This window comes from Aurantiacibacter odishensis (assembly GCF_003605195.1).
GTDB lineage: Bacteria > Pseudomonadota > Alphaproteobacteria > Sphingomonadales > Sphingomonadaceae > Alteraurantiacibacter > Alteraurantiacibacter odishensis.
Map to the genome: position 1 here is coordinate 217,501 of NZ_QYOS01000024.1, position 24,852 is coordinate 242,352.

Annotated in this window: 25 protein-coding genes (1 of these 25 only partly in view); 9 read left to right on the plus strand and 16 right to left on the minus strand. The window is 64.9% G+C overall.

All coding sequences use genetic code 11. The features are described 5' to 3' along the window. On the plus strand, window positions 1–190 hold the 3' portion of the coding sequence (locus D4Q51_RS10280; RefSeq protein WP_120077665.1) for a hypothetical protein. 164 nt of this gene lie to the left of the window's left edge; 190 of the gene's 354 nt are visible here — the last part of the coding sequence; the start codon falls outside the window, past its left edge; its stop codon occupies window positions 188–190. A 69-nt stretch (window positions 191–259) separates the two neighbouring features. On the opposite strand, the gene D4Q51_RS10285 is transcribed toward D4Q51_RS10280, so the two are convergent. The 4 genes from D4Q51_RS10285 to D4Q51_RS10300 form a co-directional block, all read right to left on the minus strand. Next, window positions 260–1,144 carry an isoaspartyl peptidase/L-asparaginase family protein gene (locus D4Q51_RS10285; protein WP_120077666.1) on the minus strand — a complete coding sequence of 295 codons (885 nt, stop codon included), beginning with the start codon at window positions 1,142–1,144 and terminating at the stop codon, window positions 260–262. Beyond that, window positions 1,144–2,382, minus strand: coding sequence for a cyanophycinase (locus D4Q51_RS10290; RefSeq protein ID WP_120077667.1), 1,239 nt, complete (start codon window positions 2,380–2,382; stop codon window positions 1,144–1,146). Before D4Q51_RS10290 ends, D4Q51_RS10285 begins: the two co-directional genes overlap by 1 nt. Continuing rightward, window positions 2,382–3,854, minus strand: a complete 1,473-nt coding sequence (gene yfcC, locus D4Q51_RS10295) for a putative basic amino acid antiporter YfcC (RefSeq protein ID WP_120077668.1) — start codon at window positions 3,852–3,854, stop codon at window positions 2,382–2,384. The genes D4Q51_RS10290 and yfcC overlap by 1 nt, the downstream gene beginning before the upstream one ends. 81 nt (window positions 3,855–3,935) lie before the next feature. Next, window positions 3,936–6,764, minus strand: a complete 2,829-nt coding sequence (locus D4Q51_RS10300) for a TonB-dependent receptor plug domain-containing protein (protein WP_120077669.1) — start codon at window positions 6,762–6,764, stop codon at window positions 3,936–3,938. Window positions 6,765–7,266: 502 nt separating this feature from the next. On the opposite strand from D4Q51_RS10300, the gene D4Q51_RS15750 reads away from it, so the two are divergent. The 7 genes from D4Q51_RS15750 (at window position 7,267) to D4Q51_RS10335 (ending at window position 13,253) form a co-directional block, all read left to right on the plus strand. Next, entirely contained in the window at window positions 7,267–7,860 is a 594-nt protein-coding gene (locus D4Q51_RS15750) for a TetR/AcrR family transcriptional regulator (RefSeq protein ID WP_162925294.1), read from the plus strand. A gap of 115 nt (window positions 7,861–7,975) precedes the next feature. Beyond that, on the plus strand, window positions 7,976–8,404 hold the full coding sequence (locus tag D4Q51_RS10310; RefSeq protein WP_120077671.1) for a hypothetical protein: 429 nt from the start codon (window positions 7,976–7,978) through the stop codon (window positions 8,402–8,404). Continuing rightward, window positions 8,401–10,023 (plus strand): FAD-binding oxidoreductase, encoded by a 1,623-nt coding sequence (locus D4Q51_RS10315; protein ID WP_120077672.1) that lies wholly within the window; start codon window positions 8,401–8,403, stop codon window positions 10,021–10,023. Before D4Q51_RS10310 ends, D4Q51_RS10315 begins: the two co-directional genes overlap by 4 nt. Then, window positions 10,020–10,370, plus strand: a complete 351-nt coding sequence (locus D4Q51_RS10320) for a c-type cytochrome (protein ID WP_120077673.1) — start codon at window positions 10,020–10,022, stop codon at window positions 10,368–10,370. The genes D4Q51_RS10315 and D4Q51_RS10320 overlap by 4 nt, the downstream gene beginning before the upstream one ends. A gap of 267 nt (window positions 10,371–10,637) precedes the next feature. After that, window positions 10,638–11,969, plus strand: a complete 1,332-nt coding sequence (locus tag D4Q51_RS10325) for an alkaline phosphatase PhoX (RefSeq protein ID WP_120077674.1) — start codon at window positions 10,638–10,640, stop codon at window positions 11,967–11,969. 13 nt (window positions 11,970–11,982) lie between these two features. Further along, the gene (locus D4Q51_RS10330; protein ID WP_120077675.1) at window positions 11,983–12,447 is read left to right on the plus strand and encodes a low molecular weight protein-tyrosine-phosphatase; all 465 of its coding nucleotides are present in this window, start codon (window positions 11,983–11,985) and stop codon (window positions 12,445–12,447) included. Continuing rightward, window positions 12,444–13,253, plus strand: coding sequence for a fructosamine kinase family protein (locus D4Q51_RS10335; RefSeq protein WP_240624676.1), 810 nt, complete (start codon window positions 12,444–12,446; stop codon window positions 13,251–13,253). The genes D4Q51_RS10330 and D4Q51_RS10335 overlap by 4 nt, the downstream gene beginning before the upstream one ends. A gap of 4 nt (window positions 13,254–13,257) precedes the next feature. Here the strand turns inward: D4Q51_RS10335 and D4Q51_RS10340 are convergent, their stop codons facing one another. The 5 genes from D4Q51_RS10340 to D4Q51_RS10360 all read right to left on the minus strand — a co-directional run bounded on the left by D4Q51_RS10340 (window position 13,258) and on the right by D4Q51_RS10360 (window position 16,646). Then, window positions 13,258–14,313, minus strand: coding sequence for an enoyl-CoA hydratase/isomerase family protein (locus tag D4Q51_RS10340; RefSeq protein ID WP_120077676.1), 1,056 nt, complete (start codon window positions 14,311–14,313; stop codon window positions 13,258–13,260). A gap of 7 nt (window positions 14,314–14,320) precedes the next feature. Beyond that, entirely contained in the window at window positions 14,321–15,466 is a 1,146-nt protein-coding gene (locus tag D4Q51_RS10345; protein WP_120077677.1) for an acyl-CoA dehydrogenase family protein, read from the minus strand. Window positions 15,467–15,566: 100 nt separating this feature from the next. Further along, window positions 15,567–15,926, minus strand: coding sequence for a hypothetical protein (locus D4Q51_RS10350; RefSeq protein ID WP_120077678.1), 360 nt, complete (start codon window positions 15,924–15,926; stop codon window positions 15,567–15,569). Further along, a complete protein-coding gene (locus tag D4Q51_RS10355) occupies window positions 15,923–16,342 on the minus strand; it encodes a Rid family hydrolase (RefSeq protein ID WP_240624677.1) in 420 nt (139 codons plus the stop codon). The genes D4Q51_RS10350 and D4Q51_RS10355 overlap by 4 nt, the downstream gene beginning before the upstream one ends. Continuing rightward, window positions 16,335–16,646: an I78 family peptidase inhibitor gene (locus D4Q51_RS10360; protein WP_120077679.1), complete on the minus strand. Its 312-nt coding sequence runs from the start codon at window positions 16,644–16,646 to the stop codon at window positions 16,335–16,337. The genes D4Q51_RS10355 and D4Q51_RS10360 overlap by 8 nt, the downstream gene beginning before the upstream one ends. Window positions 16,647–16,781: 135 nt before the next feature. Here D4Q51_RS10360 and D4Q51_RS10365 point away from each other — a divergent pair, with 135 nt between their 5' ends. Beyond that, window positions 16,782–17,741, plus strand: a complete 960-nt coding sequence (locus tag D4Q51_RS10365) for a TauD/TfdA dioxygenase family protein (RefSeq protein ID WP_120077680.1) — start codon at window positions 16,782–16,784, stop codon at window positions 17,739–17,741. Between the two features lie 13 nt (window positions 17,742–17,754). Here D4Q51_RS10365 and D4Q51_RS10370 read toward each other — a convergent pair whose 3' ends face one another. The 7 genes from D4Q51_RS10370 to D4Q51_RS15755 form a co-directional block, all read right to left on the minus strand. Next, entirely contained in the window at window positions 17,755–18,333 is a 579-nt protein-coding gene (locus D4Q51_RS10370; protein ID WP_120077681.1) for a septal ring lytic transglycosylase RlpA family protein, read from the minus strand. Between the two features lie 105 nt (window positions 18,334–18,438). Further along, the gene (dhaK, locus tag D4Q51_RS10375; RefSeq protein WP_120077682.1) at window positions 18,439–19,431 is read right to left on the minus strand and encodes a dihydroxyacetone kinase subunit DhaK; all 993 of its coding nucleotides are present in this window, start codon (window positions 19,429–19,431) and stop codon (window positions 18,439–18,441) included. A 28-nt stretch (window positions 19,432–19,459) separates the two neighbouring features. Further along, window positions 19,460–20,122 carry a dihydroxyacetone kinase subunit DhaL gene (gene dhaL / locus D4Q51_RS10380; RefSeq protein WP_120077683.1) on the minus strand — a complete coding sequence of 221 codons (663 nt, stop codon included), beginning with the start codon at window positions 20,120–20,122 and terminating at the stop codon, window positions 19,460–19,462. A 21-nt stretch (window positions 20,123–20,143) separates the two neighbouring features. Then, entirely contained in the window at window positions 20,144–20,860 is a 717-nt protein-coding gene (locus D4Q51_RS10385) for an HAD-IA family hydrolase (protein ID WP_120077684.1), read from the minus strand. Further along, window positions 20,860–21,747 carry a class II fructose-bisphosphate aldolase gene (locus D4Q51_RS10390; protein ID WP_120077685.1) on the minus strand — a complete coding sequence of 296 codons (888 nt, stop codon included), beginning with the start codon at window positions 21,745–21,747 and terminating at the stop codon, window positions 20,860–20,862. Before D4Q51_RS10390 ends, D4Q51_RS10385 begins: the two co-directional genes overlap by 1 nt. A 164-nt stretch (window positions 21,748–21,911) precedes the next feature. Then, window positions 21,912–24,581 (minus strand): DUF2339 domain-containing protein, encoded by a 2,670-nt coding sequence (locus D4Q51_RS10395; RefSeq protein ID WP_338068474.1) that lies wholly within the window; start codon window positions 24,579–24,581, stop codon window positions 21,912–21,914. Continuing rightward, window positions 24,582–24,809, minus strand: coding sequence for a hypothetical protein (locus D4Q51_RS15755; protein WP_162925295.1), 228 nt, complete (start codon window positions 24,807–24,809; stop codon window positions 24,582–24,584). Window positions 24,810–24,852 lie beyond the last annotated feature (43 nt).

Consider the following 24,852-nt stretch of genomic DNA (forward strand, 5'->3'; position numbering starts at 1 on the left):
CGCAAGTGAAAGCCGGGTCGACACCGACTTCTTTTGCGGCTGGCTGAAGCAGGATGTCGCACACAATGTGACGCTGGCCGGTGCCCTGGAATACCGCATCAATGACGGCGGATCGAAAAAGGTCCGCACCATGCAGCAACTCTCGACAACTTACGGTATCCTGAAGACGAAGTCGGCCACGCCCTTCTGATCGGAATCGAGTACAGTTTCTGAAGCGGGACCGTCGGGCCCCGGGACTCAACCAGACTTCGCGCTTGCGTCACAGGATCCGGACGACAGTTTGGAGTTCGGAACCGGCGAGAGCCCTCTTCATGCCGGCGGAATTGAACGGCATGGTAACAGTGCCGCTGCGATCGACCGCGATAAGGCCTCCGTCTCCGCCATGCCGCGCGACGGCATGCAACAATGCCTGACCAGCCTGATCCAGGCTCTCTCCGGCCAGAGCCACGTGCGCCGCCAGGGTCCGGGCTCCGCCGGCGTAAATGAACGCCTCGCCGATACCTGTGCAGCTGACCGCGACCTCGCTATCCGCCCAGTTGCCGATGCCTGTAATCGGCGTGTCCCCCACGCGCCCGGCACGCTTCCCCAGGAGGCCGCCGGTGGAGGTGGCGGCTGCAAGCGCGCCGTTCCGGTCCAGCGCCACAGCGCCGACAGTGCCATGCGCCAGCCCCTCGTCCAGCCGGAGCGTCTCCTCGCGCTCGACCCCTACGGGCAGCCGGTAGTGTGCGTCGGGCTCCTCGACGAGTTCCATACCCCGCTCGATGGCGAAGGCGCGGGCGCCCTCGCCGGCAAGCAGCACGTAAGGCGTATGCTCCAGCACCGCCCGCGCGGCCCTGATCGGCAGGGCTATTCCGGGCGCGGCGCATATCCCGCCCGCACGAAGCCGTGCGCCGTCCATGATCGCGGCATCGCATTCCACGATCCCTGCGCCATTGGGTGCCGAGCCGCGACCGGCAACATAGAGTCCACTCTGCTCCATCTGGGCCACGGCGTGTTCGACCGTATCGATGGCATCCTCGCCGTCAGCCAGCATTGCCTCGCATACATGCACGAGCACGCCGAGGTGTTCCTCCACTTCTGCGTAGTCACGGTCCGGATTTACGCCGGCTCCGCCGTGCAGTGCGATGACATGTTTCTGCGACATCAGTTTCCTGCTCTTCTTATAGTCACGTCGATCGGCTCGATATCGAACCGGACCTTTTCAAGGGCATAGCGGGCAACCCCATCGGGGCCGCGTCCCCACCAGCCACGCGAGGCGTCGGTCTGGGTGAAGCGATAGGTGACGCCGTGACCGTTGGAGAACGAGTGCCACTCGACCGTTCGCGCAGCCGAATTGTCGATCAGCGCCTCCCCGGCGACATCGGCCAGCGAGGTGGCGCCGAGCGCCATCCCGCCGCCGGTGATTGGCGCAGTGGCGAAGTATTCGTTGCCGACGGTGGCGGATTTGAACCCCGCAGGGGTCACTCCTCCCGTGACGAGGTCGAGAGCATCGCCGCTGGTGGCCAGAGAGATCCCGAGATTAGTGACACCGAACCTTTCCCCAACGCCGAGCTCGGCCATACGCGCGTCGAGAAAGGTCACGTAACCTTCACCAAGCACGCGGGCGGTGTTGCTGCCGGTTCTCAGGACAAGCGCCGTGTTCTCGTCGATACCTGCGCCCCTCCTGTGCGGCTGGCCTTCGCGCAGGAGAGCGGCGGCGAGACGACCGAGGCGCGCTCTTTCGCCGAAATGCTGGTCGACCAGCATGTCTGCGACAAAGCCCAGCCCGCGCCCGACCTGCAAGGGTTCGGCCTGGGTATCGGGCAGGAGCGCGGCAAGGGTATCGCCCTGCGTGATCATCGGGTCGCTCATCACGGCAGCGCCTGCCGAGGTGCCGCCGATCACCGCGCCATCGCGCAGCCGCGCCCGGATCGCGGCGAGCATGGGCGTGTCCCGCCCTTCCGTGTTCAGCAGGAGGCCGGTAATGCGCGACTGGTCGCCCCCGGTGAACCAGATGGCGCCCGCCTCAGCCACGCGAGCGATCTCTTCGGTGTTGTCGACATTGGCGGCCCACCGGGCTTCGTCGGTATCCGCAGTGGCGGGATCGTCCATCACGGCCAGCCTCACCACCTCGATAGCGTCGGCATCGGCGCCATGCGCAATCAACGCCTCGCGAAACGCCTCTGCGGATCGGGCAGGTTCGCCCGAAGCGGCGGGGATGATCGCAATCGTGGGATGGCTCGAAGGACGCGCCTCCAGAAACGCAGCGAAGATTTCGGCGTTGTCGGGCTCCAGCCCGCCGCCCACGATGACCAGAGTGCCGGGTTCGGCGCGCACCTGGGGCACGGTGCAGGCCGCTACCAGCGCGGCACAGGCAAGTGCTACCAGTCGTGTTTGCAGCATCAGAAGCCTCCTCCATGCGCCAGCATCATGGCAATGCTCGCCAGCACCATCAGCGCCAGCATCGGTTTCCAGAAGAAGGCGAGCCACGTGCCGTAGGGCACGCGAGCCGCAGCGAGACAGCCCATCAGGGTTGCCGAGGTCGGCACGACAAGGTTGGTCAGCCCGTCGCCCAGCTGGAAGGCCAGCACCGCGGTCTGGCGGGTGACGCCGGAGAGGTCTGCCAGCGGTGCCATGATCGGCATGGTGATGCTCGCCTGGCCGGAACCGGACGAGACTGCGAAGTTGAATACGCTCTGCGCGACATACATCGACCACGCCGTCAACCAGTCAGGCACCATTGCCGTCACGTTTGCCAGACCAGCCAGCAGGGCATTGAGCAGGGACGGGCTGGCCGGATCGTCTCCGCCCAGCACCAGCATGATGCCCTTGGCAGCGCCCACGATGATTGCGGCTGGCAACAATTGCGCCGCGCCATCACGAAAAGCGCTCATCATCTCGCTGGGGGAACCGCCCTCGATACGGCCGAGGCGAGCGATCACGGCGGTGGCAATGCCGACCGCAAAGAACTGCGCGGCGATTTCCGGCAGGTAATATCCCCGCGCGGTAACGCCCCATGCGACCCACGCAACGCCGGCCAGCAGCGTCAGCAGTATCAGCAGGTGAGGCGCGCCGAACTTGCCAACCTGATCCTGCTCCGCGCCCTCGTTCAGCATTCCGATACCGGGACGCATCCCGAGCCGGACAGCACGGGCATAGCGCCAGGTGAACGCGGCACCCAAGGCCGTGAAGACTGTCCAGAGCGCGACGCGCGGCCACATGCCGGACATCGGCGCAAGATCGGCAATACTCTGGGCGATGACGACGCTGAACGGGTTCATCCAGCTCGTGGCGAAGCCCAGCTGGCTCGCGCACAGGCAGACCAGCAGAGCGGTGATCGAATCGTACCCCGCGCGGCACAGGGCTGGCGCGAGGATCAGGGTCAGCGCTATCGCCTCCTCCGAAAGGCCGAAGATCGCGCCGCCCAGTGAGAAGCTGGCGAACAGCAGCACGATCAGCGTCTCGCTCCTCGCTTTTCCTCCCGGCAGCGAAGCCTCGAGCGCGGCATCGATGGCGCGGGTGCGCATGATCATGCCGAACACGCCGCCCAGCACGATGATGAAAGCCATCAGCCCCACCGTGGGCGAATAGCGGTCGCCCGTCACAAGTCCCGCGAACAGGAAATCAAGGAAACCAGCACGCTCCTCCCCGCCGATGATCGGTGCGGGCATGACGGCCCCGGCAGGCTGATAGCTGCCGGGCACGATCCGCGCAGGGTCGCCAGCAACCTGGAACTGGCCCGGCGTGAACACGAAGGTCGCCGCCCAGGCAATCAGCGCGAGGACGAACATGATCAGCAGGGTATCCGGCATCCGCCAGACCTGCGACCTCGCACTTTCGCCGGGGGCTGCGTCAGCCTCTCGCTCTTCAAGCATCGACTTCTCCCGATAGACCGGGACCGGGATCAGCCGAGTTCGTCAGCAGATCCCGGCCTTGCCGGTTCCGACCTTGCAACCTCAGAAGCGCGAGGTCACGCGCACAGTTACGTAGCGGCCGATCAGGTCGTGGTTGAACAGGTCGACGTTGGAGGAGGAGCCGAGCACGCGGGGCGGATCGGCATCGAGCACGTTGCGGGCAGACAGCTGGATGAAGCTGTCTTCGGCAAAGTCGTAGCTGACGCTCATGTCGAAGGTGAGATAGTCGTCCACCTCGTAATCCGCATCTAGCGGCAGGCCCAGCGCCTCCAGCGTCCGGTTGGACGGATCGTCGCTGTAACCGCTCTTGTAATGGCCCGACACACTCGCCCGCCACCTGGCGTTGCGCCAGCGCACCTTTCCGCTGGCGATGAAATCCGGGTAGAGATAGTCGCCCGCCAGCTGTTCAAGCGGGCTGGCATCGGATGCCTGCCGCTCGAAGTTCAGGATCTTCGTCGCATCGAAGGTGAGGGTGAAATCACCGACCGATCCGCCGCCCAGGCGATGGGTATAGCCGAAATCGATCCCGTCGGTTTTCTGGAAGCCGAGATTGGTGATCTGGAAATGGGCATCGGTCACGAAGCCGTTGGCGACTTCGAGGCCGGGCGTGCCGGTCGGCAATTCGCCTGCGCCCACCACGGCGAATTCGCCCGCCAGCGCGCGGCGGATGAAGTCGTCCTCGTCGATGCCGACAAGGTCTTCGTGGCGGATGTTCCAGTAATCGGCCCGCAGTTCGATATCGGGCGTGGGGGTGACAACCACGCCGCCGCCGAAGCTGCGCGCGTTCTCGGCCCCGAGCGCGGGGTTGCCCACGTCTTCCGAAAGCAGCGCCTCGCCGTCGGCGCTGGCATCGCCGTCGCAGGCACCGGGCGTCGCCTCGCAATCGACGCGGTAGGAACTGAGCAGCACGCCCGCTCCGCTTTGTGCCAGCGACGGGGCGCGGAACGACGTGGAGTAGTTGGCCCGCAGAGCGATCCAGTCCGCTGGTTGCCAGCGCGCTGCGACCTTGGGATTGAAGTCGCTGCCGAAGCCCTGGAAGTCGTCGTAGCGGCCGGCCAGTTGCAGGTCGAACCCGTCTGCCACCGGCACGTAGACTTCGCCGTAGACGGCCCAGCTGTTGCGGCTGGCCGCTGCGCTGGTGGAGGAGAAGCCGAGAATGGGCTCAGGATTGTCGATCGTGGCCACGGCCACGCCCGAGGGCGTATCGCGCAATGTCTCGCGCCTGAACTCGCCACCGAATGCCGCCTTCAGCGGACCGGAAGGCAGCTCCAGCAGCGTGCCGTTCACATTGCCATCGACGGAGTAGAGCTTGGAGCGCCCGGTCCGTTCGGCCTGCGTTGCCAGCAGTTCGGCAACGCCCGCCTCCTGCGTGGTCTGCCCGCCGAACGGGTTATACCACAGCGTCGTCTTGCCGATATCCTCGCAGGTGTCTCCCACGAAGTCGGCATCGGGACGGCCTAGGTCCACGTCCCAGCGTTCCACGCGCGAACCATCGGTGCAGACGTTGCCGAGGTTGAGATCGTAGAAATTTCGCGCGATGGCGAGGCCGGAAACGCCGCGCTGCACGCGGTCGTTGCCGCCGTAGAGGAAGGCAATGTCGTAATTCCAGTCACCGCCCGCTTCGCCGCGCAGGCCGGTGGTCCAGCGATAGCTGTCGGATTCGATCTCCACCGCGCGCGGTTCGGGGATCTTGCCCCAAGCGTAGATGGGGAAGCCGAAGAAGTCGCTGAAATCGGTCGCTCCCTCGAACGAGCCCTCCTGCACGATATCTTCCTGCAAGGCGGCTGGCCAGAAGGGGTTTTCCGGATCGATCGGCGCGCGCGAGAAATTTGCGGGCGAGCTGACGCCGCGCGATTCCACGCGGCTGTAGAGCACGTCGTTGTACCAGGTGATCGTGTCCGAGATTTCGAACTGGTGGGTGAAGAGGCCGCCAATGGTCTCCATCCGGTCCTGCACCGAGACGAAGGCATTGGTGTTCACCTCGCAGAATTCGCCGAGATTGCCGGAGCCGAAGTCGTCAGCCGCGCAGCCGCCGTCCTGCGGTTCTTCCGTCTGGTCGAAGAACTGAAAGAACAGGTCGTTGAAGCTGGGATAGAAGCCCTGCTGGCTCGGGCGGAAACTGTCGCGGCTGATCGCCCGGTCGCGCAGGAAGAAGGGATTGCGCTTGAAGTAATCGACGACCAGCATCACCGAGTTGCGTTCGCCGATCCGGGCACCTGCAACGGCGGTGAGATTGTAGCGGCCCTCGTCCGTGCCGGCGGTGGAATTGCCGTAGCTGGCGCTGAGTTCCAGTCCTTCGAAATCCTCGCGCAACACGTAGTTCACCACGCCTGCGACAGCGTCCGCACCGTAGATTGCCGACGCGCCGGACGGGAGGACTTCCACCCGCTCGACCGCCGCGAGGGGGATGGAGCTTGCATCGATGAAGCTTTCCTGCCCGCGAGCGAACGCGCTGATCTGGGCGCGCCGACCGTTGATGAGGGTCAGCGTAGAGGATGCGCCAAGACCGCGCAGGGAAACCGCCGAAGCGCCCACGGGCGTATCCGATGAAAGCGGCCCGGCCGTGGCCGTGGAGAACGTTGCGCCGCCGCCGACGGCGACGGGCAGGTCCTGCAACACCTCGATAACGGTGGCGGCGCCCGACTCGACGATGTCTTGGCGCGAGACCGTGACCGTCTGGACCGGCCCATCGGTGGGCAGGCCTTCGATGCGGCTCCCGGTGACGACAATCGTATCGTCGGTACTGGCGTTATCCGCCTCCGGATTGCCGGGTGTATTGTCAGCCTGGGCAAGCGCAGGCGTGGAAATCCCTGCGAGCAGCAGGGCGGCGGCGCTGGTGGCACCGAAACGGAATTTCGTGTGTGAAGACATGGTGTGATCCCTCGAACCGTAATTCGCGACGAAGCGTCGTGTGGCGAATGGTCGGGGACGGGCCCGGAATGTCGGCAAAGCGGTCTCATCTGGTCAGACGAGGTGCCCGAAGTCCGCGCCTATCCCGCGCGGACGGGTATCACTCGTCGAACCAGTCGGTGAGATGAAACTCGACCGAGCGGCGTACGGCTACCTGGCCGTGAATGGGGCAGAAAAAGCACCTAGCCATGGGAAGAGTATGCCAGCCGACCAGCGACTTCGCAAGATCGCTTCAAGGAAGGGACTCTCGCCTGCATGGTGGAGTCTGCTAAGCCTTTTCAGAAGAAAGATTATTCCGCAGGAAAATTCGGGAGCAAGCGCCTCCCCGTTCGGTGCATCATCGCCGCTCTTCAAACGGTGCCGTCTTCGGCGGATATGCAGCGAATCGCGTCGCGTGCCCGGAACGCTCTCCCGGTTGATGCTTGGCCTTGTCGGTGCACTCGCGCTTGGGCATGTCTGCGAAATGAGCGACCAGACCACGAGTGAAAGGCTTTTGTCTGCGGCCGAGCGCATCCTGGTGGAGCGCGGCGTAACCGGCCTGTCCGTGCGCAAGGTGGGGGAGCAGGCGGGGGTGAACCCCACACTCGTCACCTACCATTTCGGGACCGTCGAGAACCTGCTGGTCGAACTGGCTCGGCGCAATCTCGATCATATCCTCGCCAAGTGGCAGACCATCAGCCCGGATATGGAACCGGGGCTTCTGCTCGAGACCTGGCTGCTACCGATGCAGCGGGAAGCATGTTTTACGCTGGGCGGACGGGCGCTGGCGGTGCTCGACGAGATCGCCGCGCATGGGGAAGGGGAGGCGCGTAGGCTCGTCAACGACGCCATGGAAACGTTCGTCCCCGTTCTGCGCGAAGCGATGGCGCCCCATTTCCCGCACCTTTCCCCCGACGAATTGCGCGCACGCCTGCGCTTCATTTCCGGTGCCGTGCTCGGACCGCCTCCGCGCATCGATGGCGCCCCCCGTCTGCCCGGTGGAAGGGCGCTGGACGATCCGTCGTTCCTGCTCGCATTCGCCCGCGCAGCTCTGGCTGGACAAGCCGCCGCCGATTGATTTATACGACTGTATAAATCCAGAGAGGTGTTGGGAAAATGACCGTGGCCAATGACCAAGTGGCAGGATTTGTTGCCGCAACAACGGCCGTCGCGAACGAGATCATGGCTGCGCGATGAGCAGGTACGCGCAGATTTCGCGGCGCGAGTTCGTGAAATGGAGCGGCTTCGCATCGACATGCGGTACGACGTGGCAAAGTGCCCTTGCCGCGCCTCTCGCTGACACCCCGCGAGGGCTGAATGCCTTGCTGCTCGACACCCGCTTTGGCCGCTTGCAGCCCAACGCTGTGTCGCACGTCCCGGTCCTCCGCTTTTCGGGCGATGTCACGGGTGTGTGGTATGACGAACTCGACACGCGCTGGCGACGGAAAGGCTTCGTGCTGGGCGGCATCACCGGGGCCGACGCGCTGTTCGTGCTGGAAACGCTTGCCAACGACCGGGGTCGCCGCGTCGTCTCGCGAACGCCGCTGGACCTGCCGCGTGTGAAGGACGTGGAGGCCGTGCGCTGGATCATCGCCCCGCATCACCCGAGCGTTTCCGCATGAGTATCCTGCCACCCGATATGGACGAGGCCGGTTTCGCTGCCTTTCTCAGCGACCTGCGCGGCACGGTGGGCGGGGACTGGGTCTGGTCGTCCGACGCAGACATGTTCCCCTACCGCGATGCCTTCTCGCCGGTGTGGAACACCTCAGAAGAAATTCAGGCGAGCAGCGCAGTCGCCCCTGCCGACGTGGCGCAGGTGCAGCAGGTGGTGCGTATTGCGAAGCGCCACCGCGTACCGCTGCACCCGATCTCTACCGGCAAGAACTTCGGCTACGGCGGTGCCTCGCCCAATGTGCAGGGCAGCGCGGTGCTGGACCTGAAGCGGCTGGACCGCGTGATCGAGGTGAATGAAGAGCGCAACTACTGCCTCGTCGAGCCGGGCGTGTCCTATTTCGATCTCTACCGCCACATCCAGGAACGCGGTCTGAAAGTCATGATCGACTGCCCCGATCCCGGCTGGGGATCGCCCGTGGGCAACGCGCTGGACCGCGGCGTTGGTTACACCATGCCGCAGTTCCGCGACCATTTCGGCGCGCATTGCGGCATGGAAGTGGTGCTGCCCGATGGCGAACTGATGCGCACCGGCATGGGTGCGATGCCGGGCGCGGATAGCTGGCAGGAATACCCCTACGGGTTCGGGCCGGACCCGTCGGGCCTGTTCGCGCAGGGCAATTTCGGTGTCGTCACCAAGATGGGTTTCCGCCTGATGCCGCAGCCCGAATATTATCGCACCGGCCTGATCCGCGTGCCCCGGCGGCGCGACCTTGTGAAGCTGGTGAACCACGTGAATTACCTGTCGGACAGCGGCATGGTGAGCGAGGTGCGCTTTGCCAGTCCGCTAGCCGCACTGCTGGGCAATCCGGAATTCGCCGCGCTGGCAACGAAGATGGGCGGGCCATCGGATGCGGAAATGGACGCCGCGGCTTCCACCGCAGGCCTGCATAGCTGGGCGATCGACCTGCAATTCCTCGGCCCGCGTGCGGCAACGGCGGCGCAATGGGACTATGCCAGGGACCGTATCCTTTCCGACATTCCCGGTGCGGAAGCGCTCGACGGCGACCACTTCGCGCTACCAGCCACGGAGCGACAGCTGGAAAACGACACCCAGCCCTATCCCACCGCCATACGCCGCAAGGGCGCGCTGGGCATTCCCTCGCTCGGCATCTGGGAGATCGTGCGGGACGATGGACACGTCGGCTTCTTCCCTGTCCTTCCGCGTGACGGGGAGGCGGTGTTCGAAATGCAGCGCGTGCTGGGCGATGCGCAGCGTCAATTCCCGCTACCGCCCTATTTCAGCGCCGTCACTGCGCCGCTGTTCTGGCATTCCAACACGTTCCAGATGGTCTTTGCACCCAGCATCAGGCGCGACGATCCGGAGCATAACGCGATGGTCCACCGCGCCATGAAGCACATGGTCGCGGTCGCGGCAGAGCACGGCTGGGGCGACTATCGCGCCGCGCCGATCTACCAGGACGATGTGGCGGCGACCTACAGTTTCAACGGCGGTTCGCTGCGCAAATTCCTGGAAGCGATGAAGGACGCGGTCGATCCCGACGGCATCATCGCGCCGGGCCGGGGCGGCGTATGGCCCGCCCGCTTCCGTGAAGGGGCGCGCGCATGAGGCTTCTTTTTGCTTCGCTGGCGCTTTTGGGCGCTGTTTCCCTGTCGGTCGCCGCGCAGAATGAGGACGAACAGGTCATCCACGGGCGGCAGGTGTTTGAGCGGCAATGCGCGCCGTGCCACGGTCGCGGGCCGGGAGACGACCGTTCTGCGATGCTGCCCGGCACCGCTGCGCTGGCGGCGAAATACGAGGGCCGCCTGCCCGCCGCGCTGGAGGACCGCACGGACCTTTCCGCCCCGGTCCTCACCCTGTTCGTGCGGCGCGGATCGGGCGCGATGCCGTTCTTCCGGAAGGCTGAACTGAGCGACGCCGAAATCGAGGCGATCGCGGCCTACCTCGCCGACTGAGAGGCTTCTGTCCTACACTGGATGGCCGCGTCGATAACCCCGGCATGGCCAAATCCTGCGAAACACATCGGCTCAGCGGAAGGTTACACCTTGCACCGCAAAACTGCGCCTATATATCTGATAGGTCGCACAAATCCGGAGATTCGGAGTTTTTCAAAAGCGCCGGTTCGGTGTTCCAGGTTCACCGCTGCAACATAACTGGCACAATTCACGTTCAAGAGGCTGAGGCGTCGCAAACGATAGGCTTCACCAGGGTTCGCAAACCGCATGTCATTATCAAATCGTCGCCAGTTCCTCGGCCTGACCGGGACGGCTTTCGCTGGCCTTTACCTCAACAGTTGCACGTCGCTGGGGCCAAGCGCTTCGTCCAGCCCCGCGCTGTCGGGCGCGGCCAGCCCGGTGGGGCCGCTGGTGCCTGATCCCGCAGGCATGTTCGACTTGCCCGAAGGCTTCTCTTACCGCGTGATCTCGCGTCTCGGCGATGCCATGAGCGATGGCGGCACCGTGCCTGACAGGGCTGACGGCATGGGCTGTTTCGATCTCGGCAACGGCAAACTGGCGCTGGTGCGCAACCACGAGCTGAAGCCGGAGCACGAGGGCGGCGACATTCCGCCCGGCCCCGCTTTCGACACCGTCGCACGCTCGCTGCGCCCGCTGCCAGGCGGCACGACCACGCTGGTGCTCGATGCCGCCACGCTGGAGGTCGAGCGCGAGTATCGCAGCTTGGCGGGCACGATCCGCAACTGTGCGGGCGGCATCACGCCGTGGGGCAGCTGGCTGACCTGCGAGGAAAACACCGACCGCGCCGATGGCCGCATCAACCAGGATCACGGCTGGGTATTCGAAGTGCCCGCCGACGCGCCGGGCCTCGTCGACCCCGTGCCGCTGAAAGCCATGGGCCGCTTCAACCACGAGGCGGTCTGCGTCGATCCCGCCAGCGGCATCGTCTACCTCACTGAAGACCGCGACGATTCGCTGCTCTACCGCTTCCTTCCCACCTATCCCGGCCAGCTGGCGCGCGGCGGCACCTTGCAGGCGCTGGTGCTGGAGGGCATCGGGGACACGCGCAACTGGTCCGCCCGCAGCATTGCTGCAGGCGACACGGCGCGCGGCACGTGGATCACGCTGGACGATGTCGAAGCGCCCAGGGACGACCTGCGCCAGCGCGGCGCGGCACAGGGGGCGGCGCTTTTCGCACGGGGCGAAGGCATCTGGATGGGCGAGGGCGAGCTGTTCTTCACCTGCACCAGCGGCGGCGCGGCGCGCGAGGGGCAGATCTTCCGCCTGCAGCCGGACATTCACAGCGCCGATGTGCTGGAACTGTTCTACGAAAGCCCGCACGAAAGCGAATACAGCTACGGCGACAACCTGACCGTGGCCCCGTTCGGGCACCTCGTGGTGTGCGAAGACAGCTACGACGACGTGGTGCAGAACCACCTGCGCGGCATCACGCCGGAGGGGGCGGCCTATCCGCTGGCCCTGCTGCGGCGGCAGACCGAACTGGCGGGCGCATGTTTCTCTCCCGATGGGCGCACGCTGTTCGTCAACGCCTACAGCCCGACGATGACACTGGTGATTACGGGGCCGTGGCCGGCGTGATAGGGTGCGGCGCATGAATGAAGCGCCCGCAATCCTCTTCGTCTGTCTCGGCAACATCTGCCGTTCGCCCCTCGCCGAAGGTGCCTTGCGCACTGCCGCGCGGGAAGCCGGGCTGGCGCTGGAGATCGACAGTGCGGGCACGGGTGACTGGCACGTTGGCAACCCGCCCGACCCGCGGGCAATAGAGGTGGCACGCGAACAGGGCGTCGACATCACGACCCTGCGCGCGCGACAGGTCGCCTACGACGACTTCACCCGTTTCACGCACATCTTCGCGTTGGACGCCGACAACCTGCGCGACCTGCGCCAACTCGCTCCCGGCGAAACCACCGCCGAGATCGCCTTGCTGCTGGACTTGGTGCCTGGGCGCGAGGGGCAGGCCGTGGCCGACCCATACCACGGTGGTGCGGAAGGCTTCGCGCAGACGTGGGCCGATGTGAACGCGGCGGCCCAGGCACTGGTCGCCCGCTTCTCGTGAGCCCTGCCCAAGCGAGCCTTGCCCGCGCCATCGAGGCGGCAATGGGCGCGGCGGTCCTCGACACGAGACAACTGCCCGGCGGAGACTTGGGCGGCGCTTCACTGGTCACGCTGGCGGACGGCCGGGCGGTGGTGGCGAAGAGCGGACACCTCGTCGCCCGCGAAGGCGCGATGCTGCGCGCGATCGCCGCAAGCGGAGCGCCCGCGCCCGAGGTGCTGCACTGCGACGGCGACCTGCTGGTGATGGAACACGTCGAAGCCGATGGCCGCGCGGGGTGGGAGAGCATGGCCGAGGCGCTGCGCCTGCTGCACGCGCCGCAGGAGCGCGCCTACGGCTGGGACGTGGACTACGCCTTCGGCAGCGTCACGATTTCGAACGACCCGCTGCACAACTGGCCGCGCTTCTGGGCCGAGCGGCGCATGCTGCCGTTCTGCCAGCATGTCGATGCGGCTCTTGCGTCTCGGCTGGAAACGGTCGCGGCGCAATTGCCGGACCTGCTGCCCGCCAATCCGTCACCGGCCCTGCTGCACGGGGACTTGTGGAGCGGCAATGTCCTCTTCCACCAAGGCCGTCTCGCGGCCCTGATCGACCCTGCCTGCCACTACGGCGACCGCGAAGTGGACTTCGCCATGCTGCAGGTGTTCGGCAGCCCGCCCGAAGCGTTCTTCGCTGACAGCGATCTCGCGCCCGGCTGGCGCGAGCGGGTGCCTGCGTACCAGCTGTGGCCGATGCTGGTTCACCTTCGCCTTTTCGGCAGCAGCTATCGCGGAAGGGTGGAGAGCCTGCTGGACGCTTGCGGCGCGTAACGCCTCACGCGGACGGGAAAGGCGTCCATTCCTCGGCTTCGGGCAGGGGAGCGAAGATTGCGCCCAGCATATCCTCGGTCACGCCCTCTGGCTCGGCGGGATCCCACTTGGGCGCGTTGTCCTTGTCCACCAGCACAGCGCGCACGCCTTCGGCGAAATCGGGCCGCATGATCATACGGCTGGCCACGCGGTACTCCATCGCCATGTTGGCGGCAAAGTTCCTGCAGTCGGCGTTCTCCTCGAACTGCCGCAGGGCCACCTTGCTGGTTGTCGGGCACTTTGACTGGACGGCAACCAATTCCTTCGCGGCCCAGTCGCTGTCATCCGCTTCGAGCGCGGCGATGATGCCTTCCAGCGTTTCGGGAGCGAAGAGCCGGTCGATCTTGCGGTGGTTGCGCTCCAGCCTTGCTTCCGGCGCATCGCTGGCAAATTCATCGAGGATCGCTTCCACGTTCCCCGGCTCGGCGATCAGGCGCGCTTTCACTTCGGCCAGCTTCGCGCTCTCGATGTAATGCGTGGCAAGGCCTGCCCACAGGCACTCCGCCCCGTCCAGCCGCGCACCCGTGAGAGCCAGGAACTTGCCCACCTGGCCACGCAGGCGGGGCAGGTAATGGCCGGCGCCCACGTCGGGGAACAGGCCGATGGAGCCTTCGGGCATAGCGAACTTGGTATTCTCGGTCGCCACGCGGTATTTGGCCGGCTGGCTGATGCCCACACCGCCGCCCATGGTCACGCCGTCCATGAAAGCGACAACCGGCTTGGGGTAGGTGAACAGCAGATGGTTCAGCCGATACTCGGTGTGAAAGAACTGACGCCCGCGCACGCCGTCATCCTCGGTGGCGGAGTTGCGCAGCAAAGCCACGTCACCGCCGGAGCAGAAACCGCGGCCCTCTGCGTGGTCGAGAAGGACCAGCTCGACGGCCTCGTCCTCTCGCCAGCCGAGCAGGGCCAGGCCCATCGCCTCGCACATTTCCAGCGTCAGCGCATGGATCGCCTTGGGGCGATTGAGCGAGATGTGCGCCACATTGCCATGCGTGTGCAGGTTGAGAAGATCGGTCATAGAGTCCTTAGTCTTTGAGCAGGTCGCGGCCGACGATCATGCGCATCACCTGGTTCGTTCCTTCCAGGATCGAATGCACGCGCAGGTCGCGCCAGAAACGTTCGATGGGATAATCCTTCAGGTAGCCGTAGCCGCCGAACAGTTGCAGCGCGCTGTTCACGACATTGCTACCGCTGTCCGTCGCAAGGCGCTTGGCCATCGCCGAAAAGCGTGTCTTGTCCGGCGCGCCGTCGGTCACCTTGGCCGCGGCGAGGTATAGGAGGGCGCGGGCGGCTTCCAGCTCTGTCGCCATGTCGGCCAGCATGAACTGGGTGTTCTGGAAATCGGCGATCGACTGGCCGAACTGGTTGCGATCCTTGGTGTAGGCGATCGCTTCGTCGAGGCATCGCTGCGCGCCGCCCAGCGAGCAGGCGCCGATGTTCAGCCGCCCGCCGTCGAGGCCCGCCATGGCGAACTTGAAGCCATCGCCTTCCTCGCCCACGCGGTTCGCCACTGGCACGCGCGCATCCTCGAAGATGACCTGTGCTGTCGGGCTGGCATTCCAGCCCAGCTTCTTTTCAGGCGCCCCGAAGCTGACGCCGGGCGTATCCTTGTCCACTACGACGCACGAGATACCGCGCGTCTTGTGTTCCCCGGTGCGCACCATCACGACGTAGACATCGTTCACGCCGCCGCCGGAGATGAACTGCTTGGTGCCGTTCAGCACATAGTGATCGCCGTCCAGCTTCGCCGTGGTCTTCAGGGCCGCCGCGTCGGATCCGCTGGACGGTTCCGTCAGTGCGTAGCTGGCGAGCTTTTCCATCGAGACAAGATCGGGGAGATAGCGGTTTTTCAGGTCTTCCGAACCATAGGTGTCGATCATCCACGCCGCCATGTTGTGGATGGAGATGAAGGCGCTGGTGGTGGGGCAGCCATAGGCCATGGCTTCCATGATCAGCGCGGCTTCGAGCCGACCGAGGGCGATGCCGCCCGATTCTTCGGAAACGTAGATAGCGCCGAACCCGAGTTCGCCGGTCTGCTTGATCACGTCGACCGGGAAGTGGTGTTTTTCGTCCCACTCGCCCGCTTGAGGCGTGATGTTATCCGCCGTGAAACGCTGTGCCATTTCCTGGATGGCGCGCTGGTCTTCGGTAAGCTGGAACTGTCCGGTCATGCGTATCTCCTGCACGGATGATGTGCTGGCGCGCCATGTCAAAAGGCGCGTTGCGGGGCAACCGGTATCTCGTGAAACTTTTCGCCTCTTTCTTCGCGGCTTATTCCTCGAAACTTTCCGGTGCCATGGTTTCGGGCGCGAATCCGCCTGAATTGTCGGGTGTCGGGTCGAAACCCGCTGCGTCGTCAATCGGGTCGGCGGAGAAGCCCTGAGCGGTGTCGATGAGGGCTTCTGGCGGCACGTCGATGGCCGCACCCTGGTCTAAGTCGTCGGCGCTTTGATCCCCGTCGCTGTCGCGCGAGACAGTCGGTCCGCTCGCCTCCGGCGCAGCCTGACGGACGGTGATATCGCCTCCTTCACGCTCCATGCCCTGAACCGCTGCCTGGCGGCTTTCCAGATCGTCACCGCACCCGGCCAGCAGGGCGATGGCGCAAAGGCCCGCTGCGGCGCGGGCGATCATTGCAGGCTTCCGATCACGGCTTCGGCTTCGATCTCGCATTTCCATTCCGGGTTATAGAGCGCGTTGATACCCACGAGCGTTCCCGTCGGCCGTGCGTGACCCACCGCGCGGGTGAAGGCGGCGGTCACGGCATCAGCATCGTTCATATCGGTTACGAACATGCGAACGCGCACGACATCGCCCGCGTGGCCGCCCAATTGGCCGATGTAATCAAGAATCTGCTCGAAGCACCGGTCCGCCTGCCGCCCGGCATCGGGGCTGACGCTGCCGTCTTCCTCCACCCCCACGTTGCCGGAAACGATGATCCGGTCGCCCACGCGGATGGCGCGGGTGAACCCGGCCGCTTCCTCGAACGGACCGAGCGGGGGGATACGCTGGCGGCCGTCGTCGGGTCCGTTAGAACCGGGTTCAGCCACAGGTGATCCTCTCGATCCGCAGATCGTCGTCGTAATAGACCGTCAGGCGATCCGAACGGTAATCCATGGTGAGAGCAGCGCGCGGCGGTGCCCAGCGAAGGGTGCGCGCGCCCGTCAATTCCAGCAGTCGTGCGCCCACCTCGCTGCTGGCCATGGTGCCGATCAGGCCCTGCGCGGCATCGGCATCGCACGCCTGCGCTGCCGGATCGATCACCCGGGGATCGCCGTCGTCATCGAAAGGCGGAGGCGTTGTTGCGCAGGCGGAGAGCGTCAGCGCGGCGAGCGGGAGGATGGTCTTGATCATGGCCCCATCCTAGCGTGAAGGCCATTGCTGCGCCAGAACCCTGTCCAGATCGGGCATAGTCAATTTGTCCGAAAGCCGTTATGGTGTGCTCACGAAATTGAACTGGCCGGAACGAGCCAAGTGGAGAGCGAGATAATGGCTTTGAAATGCGAACCCATCCTGCCGAATTTCGGCGCGGTCTGCTGGGGGCTGGACCTGACCCGCGAACTGGATGCGGACGAGGTGAGGCAGATTACCGACGCGATGGACAGATACGGCGTCACCGTCTGGCGCGATACCGGCATGAGCGACGAGGACCATGTCAATTTCAGCCGCAATTTCGGCTATCTCGAACGCGTGCCCAAGCGGCCCGAGGGGCAGAGGACGCGGCTGCCCTATCGTGAGCTGTTCGATGCTTCCAATCTCAACCTCGAGGGCGAGATCACCACCGATCCTGCTGCCATCGAATACCGCAAGGGCGACCGCCTGTGGCACACCGACAGCGCTTTCCTGGAAAAGCGCACGAGCTACTCGATCCTGCTGGCCCATATTACTCCCCCCGCCGAAGCTGGCGGCGAGACGTGGTTCGCCGATGCGCGTACGGCATACGAAGACCTGCCGCAGGAAACGAAGGACCTGATCGAGGACAAGGTCGGGGTCAACTCCCTTTGGTGGAGCCGCAAGAAGGCGGGCGCCGACGTCAGCGAGGAAGAGATTTACGAACGGCCCGTGGCCAAGCACCCCCTGGTGCACACCCATGCAGGATCGGGCCGCAAGAGCCTGTTCATCGCTGCGCACACGATGGACGTGGAAGGCATGGAAAAGGCCGAGGGGCGCAAGCTGATCGAGGACCTTATCGCCCACACCACGCAGGACAAGTACACGTTCAAGTGGCAGTGGCAGCCCGGCGACATGGTGATCTGGGACAACCTGTGCACCATGCACAAGGGCGGTGAATACGATTATAACGCCTACAAGCGCGACATGCGCCGCACGACCGTGCGTGAAGGCACCGAACCCCATCTCATGGAGACGGGTGACGATCCCTATACCGCGCTGTTCTCGAAAAGCCCCAAGAGCGTTGATATCAACTCCGCGCGTGACGCCGGGCGCTGATTTGGAGCGTTGATCAGGTAATCAGCAGGGCCAGGTTTACCCGGCCCGTGCCGGATGCAATCAGGCCGATCTCGCGTGCGGCGGCGTAGCTGAGGTCGATCACGCGAGTGCCGTGATAGGGGCCGCGGTCGTTGATGCGCACGACGACGCTTTCGCCGTTGCGTGGGTTCGTGACCCGCACTTCGCTGCCCAGCGGCAGGGTGCGGTGCGCGGCGGTGAGCCGCTGTGGATCGAAAGCTTCGCCGCTGGCGGTGCGGTTACCCGCCAGTTCATTGCCGTAGAAGCTTGCCTCTCCTGCTCCCATTGCGCTTTCCGCGGGGGAGGGGGTGGTAGCAGGCATGGGTTGCGGCAGGTCAATCTCGGCAACCGGCATCGTCTCCACGCTGGCGGTGCCATCGCCCAGCTTCACCATGTCGGGCGAATTGCCGTCGCCTAACATGGAAACACCCATTACCAATGACACGGCAGCGAACAGTCCGGTGCCGATCAAGGCCATTTGGCGCTGCGATTTCAGGCGCATGAACACGCGCAGGCGTTCCCGGCGGCTGGGAAGGGTGTGGTCGTTATGGGCGATATTTTCGGATGTCCTCATACCGAACCAAGGGATAGGCAGGAGTCAATGTTCCGAGAAAGTGCAGCGCCCGGCCCCTTTTCTCGAAGGACCGGACGCCGGAATTTCAGTTCTGATCGACCAGGATCAGAAGATGCGCGTGGCGGTCTCTGCCGGGGCAGCGAGCAGCTTCTCCAGCTCATCGTCCAGCTTCAGCATGGTGAGCGAAGCACCTGCCATTTCCAGCGAGGTGCAGTATTCGCCGACATAGTTGCGAGCCACGGTCAGTCCGGTTTCGGCAGCAAGCTGCGCGGCCTTGTTATAGATGACATAAAGCTCGGCGGGCGGGGTGCCGCCAAGGCCGTTGATCATCAGCGCAACCCGGTCGCCCGATTCGAACGGCAGGTCCGTCTGCACGGCTTCGTAAAGCGTCTCGGTGATCTCGTCGGCGCTGGTGATCTTGGCGCGTTCGCGGCCCGGTTCGCCGTGGATGCCGACGCCCACTTCCATCTCGTCGTCGCCGATTTCGAAGATGGGGTCACCCTTGGCGGGCGGAATGCAGCTGGTGAGCGCGACGCCCATGGTGCGCACGTTGTTGTTCACCTTCTCGGCAATCGCCAGCACTTCATCGAGGCTCGCGCCGTTCTCGGATGCCGCGCCGCAGGCCTTCATCACGAAGAAGTTGCCCGCCACGCCGCGACGGCCGACGGTGTAGAGGCTGTCCTGCACGGCCACGTCGTCGTTGATGTGGAACTGCTTGACCTTGATGCCCTCGGCCTCAGCCAGCTCGGTTGCCATGTCCCAGGCCATGCGGTCGCCCTGATAGTTGTTTACCAGTACCAGCACGCCGGCATCGGTCGCGACGGACTTGATGGTCTCGTAGCAGGCATCCACTGGCGGTGCGGCGAAGACCGGGCCCTGACAGGCGGCGGTCAGCATGCCGGGTCCGACGGCCATGACGTGCGCCGGTTCGTGGCCCGAGCCAGAACCCTGCACGATGGCCACCTTGCTGGCATCAACGTTGCGGCGCTTGATCAGCTGGTGCTCGGGGATGGCTTCCAGCAGGTCCGGGTTGGCGGCAGCGATACCGGCCATGAAATCGGGAACGAAGTTCTCCGGATCGTTGACGAATTTCTTCATTATGGGTCTCTCCCTTGTAGGTTGTCTCTTAGCGGTTCAGTTCCTTGGCATTCGGCGAGTAATCGACGCCGTAGGCCTTGCACCAGTCGTAGAGGATGGTCGCGATACCGACGATGCCGGGATCGGGCGTGTCGGCGCTGCGCTGCCCCACCTGGCTGGCACGGCCGCGATGGGCCACCAGCGTGCGGGTTTCGTCGATTGCCTTGTCCGCCTCGGCGGTGATGGCAGCCAGCACGGCACCAAGGTCGGAGCCGTCCATTTCCTGCATCTTGTCGTGGATCGGCCAGAGCGCATCGAGCAGCGTCTTGTCGCCGCGCTGCGCACCGCCGCGCGCCACGATACCCTCGATGGCGGAGCCGAGCATGTCGACGAGGTTCTGATAGGTCAGTTCCTCCAGCCCCTTCGCCACCATGCCTGCGCGCATGAAGCCGGTGCCCCAAATCGGGCCGGACGAGCCGCCCACGTGCTTGGAGCAGATCATCGAGATTTTCAGCAGCATCGCGCCCACGGCGCTCTTGTCGATCTCCGGCAGTTCCTTCTTGATCACCTTGAACCCGGTGGCCAGCGAAGTGCCGAAATCGCCGTCTCCGGCCAGGCCGTCGAGATCGGAGAAATACTTCTCGTTGCGGATCACCGTGTCGCAGGTGATGTCGATGGTCTTTTCGACCTGGTCGATTGAAATTGTCGACATTTTTCTCTCCCTAATGCGCGCTTATGCGGTCAGCGCGGACAGGTCTGCAAGTGTGATTTGGGGGTTTGGCGCATCACCCAGTTCGGGCACCACGCGCGCGGCTTCGGAGAAGTCCTCGTCCACGGTGTAAGTGCTGGTGGTGATGAGCGTGGGATAGCCCGCGCCGGTGGATGCGAGCAGGCCGTTTCGGCTGTCCTCGATCACCACGCAGTCCTTCGGATCGAGGCCGAGCGACTTCGTTGCCAGCTCGTAGATCTCGGGATCGGGCTTCTTCTTCGAGACCACGTCGCCCGCATGGACGAACTCGAAAGCTGCCTTGCGCTCCGCCCCGAACAGGTCGAGCACGGCATCGATGAACCTGGCGTTCGAAGTGGTGCACACGCCGAGCCGCACGCCATTCGCCATCGCCTCGTCCACGATCCGCAGCACGCCGGGGCGAACGGGCAGTTCCTGCACGATCTGGCTGACTTCGGCAGTCTTGTACTTGTGCAGGGCCGCAATCAGTTCCTGCTTGCCGCCGTATTCGGCCACCTTGTCCTCGGGCCAGCCATCCTCGTCGAAGTAGGCCGTCATGCGTTCCTTGCCGCCCGCGACTTTCAGCAGTTCGCCGTAGCGTTCGACGGACCACTCGGCATCGATGCCGAAGTGCGCGAAGGCGCGGTTGAAGCCTACGCGGTGGGCGTCACGCTCCGTATCCACCAGCACCCCGTCGCAATCGAAAATGATCGCCTTCACCATCAGGCGGTCTCTTTCATGGAGGCGAGGAAAGCGCTGCCCTGATCCTTGCCGCCGAACTTTTCGATGAAGCCTGCGAACAGGTCCTTGCAGGCCTGGTACTGCGCATCGATCACGCGCAGCGGTTCGTAATCGTCGGGGTTGGCCTTGCGATAGGCCTCGAAGCTCTCGACGAAGACGTGCTTGAGGTTGGTGGAGATGTTCACCTTGGCCGAACCGCGGGCGATGGCCTTGGCAAACGTCTCGTCCGAAAGGCCGGTGCCGCCGTGCAGCGCCATCGGGGTGTTGGTGGCTTCGTTGATGGCCTTGATACGGTCGAAATCGACCTTGGGTTCACCCTTGTAGAAACCGTGCGCGGTGCCCACGGCGCAGGCGAAGGCGGAAAGGTCCAGCGCGTCGCAGAACTTCTTCGCGTCTTCGGGATCGGTCAGGACGGAGTCTTCCTCGGCCACCACCATGTCGTCTTCCACGCCCATGATCTGGCCAAGCTCGGCTTCCATGCCCACGCCGTACTTCTCGGCGATGTCGCGCACCTTCTTGGACATTTCGAGGTTTTCCTCGAACGGGTACTCGCTTGCGTCGATCATGATCGAGGTCCAGCCGGTCGCGGCGCACTTCTCGATCATCTCCAGGTTCTTGCAGTGATCGAGGTGTAGCACGACGGGCACCGGCGAGTTTTCCGCGCAGGTGCGCACCCAGGAAACGATTTCCTCGTGGCTGTAATAGTCGATGGTCTTGGACGAGGTCTGGCAGATAACCGGCGCGTTCAGCGCCTCGGCCGCTTTCACCATACCCTTGGTGGTGTTGTAATCGACAAGGTTGAAGGCCGCGACGGCATAGCCATTGTCCATGGCGTGCCGCAGCAGGGGTTTCATATTGACCAGTGGCATGCTCGTGCTCCCTACGAATAGCCGCTTGAAAGGCGCGCTCCGGTGATTGTGTCCGGTTCGCTCGAATCGGGTCCATAGCGGCACTTTCGGCGGCAAACCACCCGTCTTCGGACCATTTCACGTGGGTGAAATTGAAAATGTCCGAAAATTGTTCGGTCATTGCTTCAATCGGCTTTGGCCCCCGTCCGGTCGATCAACTGGCGCGAATAGAACCATCCCATGCCGATCAGGCAGAGGCCCAGGGCGAGGAAGGAAGCGACGCGTGCGAGGCCCTCCAGTCCGGCGGCATCGAATACGAACACCTTGAGGACCGCGCCTAGCATCAGCACCAGCGATCCCACGCGCCAGCTGCGCTGCTGCGTCCGGGCACCCCAGCCGAGGAAGCCGAGCGCCAGCACGATGGCGAGCAGGGAGCGCAGCAGGTCCTCGGTCTGGCCGAGCGGCACTTGGGTCAGCACAGAGCCGGAGAATGCCTGGCGCAATTCCGAAAGCGCCAGCAGAGCAATCAAGGCCATGACCGCGCCGTCAAACGCGGGCCGCAGCGCCGCAAGCCTGCCGATGGCATCGCGCCTCATCCACAGCAGCAGGCCGACGCCGATGCTGTATGACGGCAGCAGCCAGTTGACGAGGGGCCACGGCCCCACCGCCTGCGCGCTCAGCAACGGGTTGTGCAGCAACAGGCCGAAGATTGTGAAGTGGACGAGGGCAACTATGGCGATGGCCCTTGCCGCGTGTCCCTGCCACGCCACGCGGGCAGGAAGTTGGGCGAGAGCTGCAGCAACAAGCGCGAGCAGCGCCTGCCATGTCGTCCGCTCGGCGAGGCCCAGCGCCGCGAACTGCGACAGGTCGCTGATGGAGTAAAGCTGCTTGAACCCGGTATGGACCACCACCAGCGTTGCCAGCGCAGCCATGCTCCATCCGACGATTGCAGACACTTGCGACTTTGCAGGACGAAGCGCGCGCACGCCCAAGAGGGCGATCGCCAGCGGCAGGGCCAAGCGCAGAACGTCTGTCATCGGCGGCAGTTCGTCTGCCAGGAAAGGCATCCCGGAAAGCGCGAGCAGGCCAGCCTCGGACCACGGCAGAAGCACCGGCGCAGCCCAGGCCACGCCCAGCACTCTCCACGTGCGGCTAGCGGCCACCCGCTGCGGCAGTCGCCAGGTGATCGCCAGCGCAGCGGCAGCGAGTAGTGCAGGGATGACCTGCCAGTCCAGCACCATCGCAAGCGCGCCGTAAGCCAGCAGCGCGGCCAGCGTTTCCGCCGTCGCCGGCGCCCGTCCGCGTGAGCCGGGTAGTGCCAGCAGCACGAAAGGCAGCGCGGCAGCGGCCCAGCGCAGCAGACCGCGCCACTCGCTCCATGGCTCTCCGCCGCCGATCAGATGCTCGAATTCGGACCCGGCGCCGGTGCCCGGCAGCACGACGAGGCCGATCATGGCGGCGGCCCAGAGCAGGACTGTCTTCGTGAGTTCGGCCCGCAGGCGTAGCAAGGCGTAGAGGCCGGTTGCAACGGCGGCGCTCACTAGCGGGGCGGCCCAAGCGGGCGAGGCGAGGAATCCCGCGGCCAGGATCAGGGCTGCGGTTGCAGCCAGCGTCCCGCTTACTCTGATATCCAGCGGGCGATCCTCGTTTGGCCAGCGCACGAAGGTAGCCAGCGCTGGCAACAGCGCCAGTGCCGTGGCCGAAAGCGCCAGGATCATGTGCTGCGCTCCGACCAGCGGCTGGCCGAACTGCCAGCAGGCAGCCGTCACCAACGCCACCGGCACCAGCGCGACCTGACCCCTGTCGACATCCCGCGCCTGTTCTCGCCAGATATGCCGGAGCGGTACGCCGCCAAGGATCAGGGCGAAGGCAGCCGTTATGGCCGCAAACCATCCGGCTGGCGCGGCGGGCCACGCGGCAAGCAGGCCAGCGCCCACCAGCGCGGCAAAGGCGCTGGCCTGCCGCACGCGGCCGAAACGGAAGCCAAGCACGGCCAGCGCCCCAGCCAGCAGCACGTAGCAGCCCCAGGCGAGCAGCGAATAACCGCTCAGCCCGACCAGCGCGGCGACCTGCATCGCAGCAAGGGCCGCGGCAATGAGGCGGCCGATCTTGCCCAGCGGACCCGTGCCCAGCAACGCGGGCAGCATGGTGCCGATGAGGACGAGGTAGCCGCCGATTGCGAGCACGCCGGCCTCGTCGGGTGGCCCGGCAACCAGCATCACGAGGCCCCAGCCCAGCGCGCCGCCCAGTGCCGCAAGACCCAGCCAAGAGCGTTGCTGGCGCTTGCCAGTTGCTACAAGGCCGCCGGTGACCATGGCGAGGTAAGTGGCGAGCAGCGGCAGGTTCGGCTCGGTCGAGCCAGAGAGCGCAGGCGCAGCGAAGCCGCCGACCAAACCGAGAACGGCGCTGGGCAGACCGAAGCGGTACGACAGCGCAATGGCCAGCGCGGTTACAACTGCCAGCCCGGCGAAGGCGAAGGCGGGTCCGATCAGGCCGTAGTGCGTGCCCGCAAGATAGAAGCTGGCGTAAAGCGTGGCGAGGCCCGCCCCCGCGAAGGCCTGCCGCACGCGTTCGTCGGCGAGGCGTTTGTCGAAGCGGTGGGCGACCTCGGCCGCCACGAGCAATACGATGCCGAACGCGAAGCCGAGGGCGACGCGCACCTGTTCGTTCAGCACGCCTGCCTCGATGGACCAGCGAACGAGGAAGAAACCTGCAATTGCAAGCGCGATGCCGCCGCCCCAGATGGGGAGCTGGCGACCGAATATATCCTCGAAATCGAACTGGCGACGCGGAGTTTCGGGTTTGGGCTCGGAAGCGAGTGGTTCCGTTTCTGGCGCAACCGGCTCCGGATTAATTTAGGGTTTCTCTTCCTCGAAAATTTCGGGAATCGGTTCCGGTTCGGGTTCCTGAGTGGTGGGCGCAGAAACGTTCGGCGCCTGCGCAGCCATAGGGGCACTGCGTTCGAGAGGAGGAGCAGCGGGCGCGTAATCCTCGACCTGCCGGAGACGTTCCTCAAGCGCCTGCACGCGGCGCCAGAGCAATACCAGCGCCACAACCCCCGCGATCAGGACTAGCTCAACCATTCCCACGAACCCCTTCAGTGTAGTCGTGGGTGTAGCCGTTACA

Excerpts from the sequence above, each read along its gene's own strand:
- D4Q51_RS10285 (WP_120077666.1), bottom strand. The coding sequence starts at position 1,144 with ATGTCGCAGAAACATGTCATCGCACTGCACGGCGGAGCCGGCGTAAAT.
- D4Q51_RS10290 (WP_120077667.1), bottom strand. The coding sequence starts at position 2,382 with ATGCTGCAAACACGACTGGTAGCACTTGCCTGTGCCGCGCTGGTAGCG.
- yfcC (WP_120077668.1), bottom strand. The coding sequence starts at position 3,854 with ATGCTTGAAGAGCGAGAGGCTGACGCAGCCCCCGGCGAAAGTGCGAGG.
- D4Q51_RS10300 (WP_120077669.1), bottom strand. The coding sequence starts at position 6,764 with ATGTCTTCACACACGAAATTCCGTTTCGGTGCCACCAGCGCCGCCGCC.
- D4Q51_RS15750 (WP_162925294.1), top strand. The coding sequence starts at position 7,267 with ATGAGCGACCAGACCACGAGTGAAAGGCTTTTGTCTGCGGCCGAGCGC.
- D4Q51_RS10310 (WP_120077671.1), top strand. The coding sequence starts at position 7,976 with ATGAGCAGGTACGCGCAGATTTCGCGGCGCGAGTTCGTGAAATGGAGC.
- D4Q51_RS10315 (WP_120077672.1), top strand. The coding sequence starts at position 8,401 with ATGAGTATCCTGCCACCCGATATGGACGAGGCCGGTTTCGCTGCCTTT.
- D4Q51_RS10320 (WP_120077673.1), top strand. The coding sequence starts at position 10,020 with ATGAGGCTTCTTTTTGCTTCGCTGGCGCTTTTGGGCGCTGTTTCCCTG.
- D4Q51_RS10325 (WP_120077674.1), top strand. The coding sequence starts at position 10,638 with ATGTCATTATCAAATCGTCGCCAGTTCCTCGGCCTGACCGGGACGGCT.
- D4Q51_RS10330 (WP_120077675.1), top strand. The coding sequence starts at position 11,983 with ATGAATGAAGCGCCCGCAATCCTCTTCGTCTGTCTCGGCAACATCTGC.
- D4Q51_RS10340 (WP_120077676.1), bottom strand. The coding sequence starts at position 14,313 with ATGACCGATCTTCTCAACCTGCACACGCATGGCAATGTGGCGCACATC.
- D4Q51_RS10345 (WP_120077677.1), bottom strand. The coding sequence starts at position 15,466 with ATGACCGGACAGTTCCAGCTTACCGAAGACCAGCGCGCCATCCAGGAA.
- D4Q51_RS10350 (WP_120077678.1), bottom strand. The coding sequence starts at position 15,926 with ATGATCGCCCGCGCCGCAGCGGGCCTTTGCGCCATCGCCCTGCTGGCC.
- D4Q51_RS10360 (WP_120077679.1), bottom strand. The coding sequence starts at position 16,646 with ATGATCAAGACCATCCTCCCGCTCGCCGCGCTGACGCTCTCCGCCTGC.
- D4Q51_RS10365 (WP_120077680.1), top strand. The coding sequence starts at position 16,782 with ATGGCTTTGAAATGCGAACCCATCCTGCCGAATTTCGGCGCGGTCTGC.
- D4Q51_RS10370 (WP_120077681.1), bottom strand. The coding sequence starts at position 18,333 with ATGAGGACATCCGAAAATATCGCCCATAACGACCACACCCTTCCCAGC.
- dhaK (WP_120077682.1), bottom strand. The coding sequence starts at position 19,431 with ATGAAGAAATTCGTCAACGATCCGGAGAACTTCGTTCCCGATTTCATG.
- dhaL (WP_120077683.1), bottom strand. The coding sequence starts at position 20,122 with ATGTCGACAATTTCAATCGACCAGGTCGAAAAGACCATCGACATCACC.
- D4Q51_RS10385 (WP_120077684.1), bottom strand. The coding sequence starts at position 20,860 with ATGGTGAAGGCGATCATTTTCGATTGCGACGGGGTGCTGGTGGATACG.
- D4Q51_RS10390 (WP_120077685.1), bottom strand. The coding sequence starts at position 21,747 with ATGCCACTGGTCAATATGAAACCCCTGCTGCGGCACGCCATGGACAAT.
- D4Q51_RS15755 (WP_162925295.1), bottom strand. The coding sequence starts at position 24,809 with ATGGTTGAGCTAGTCCTGATCGCGGGGGTTGTGGCGCTGGTATTGCTC.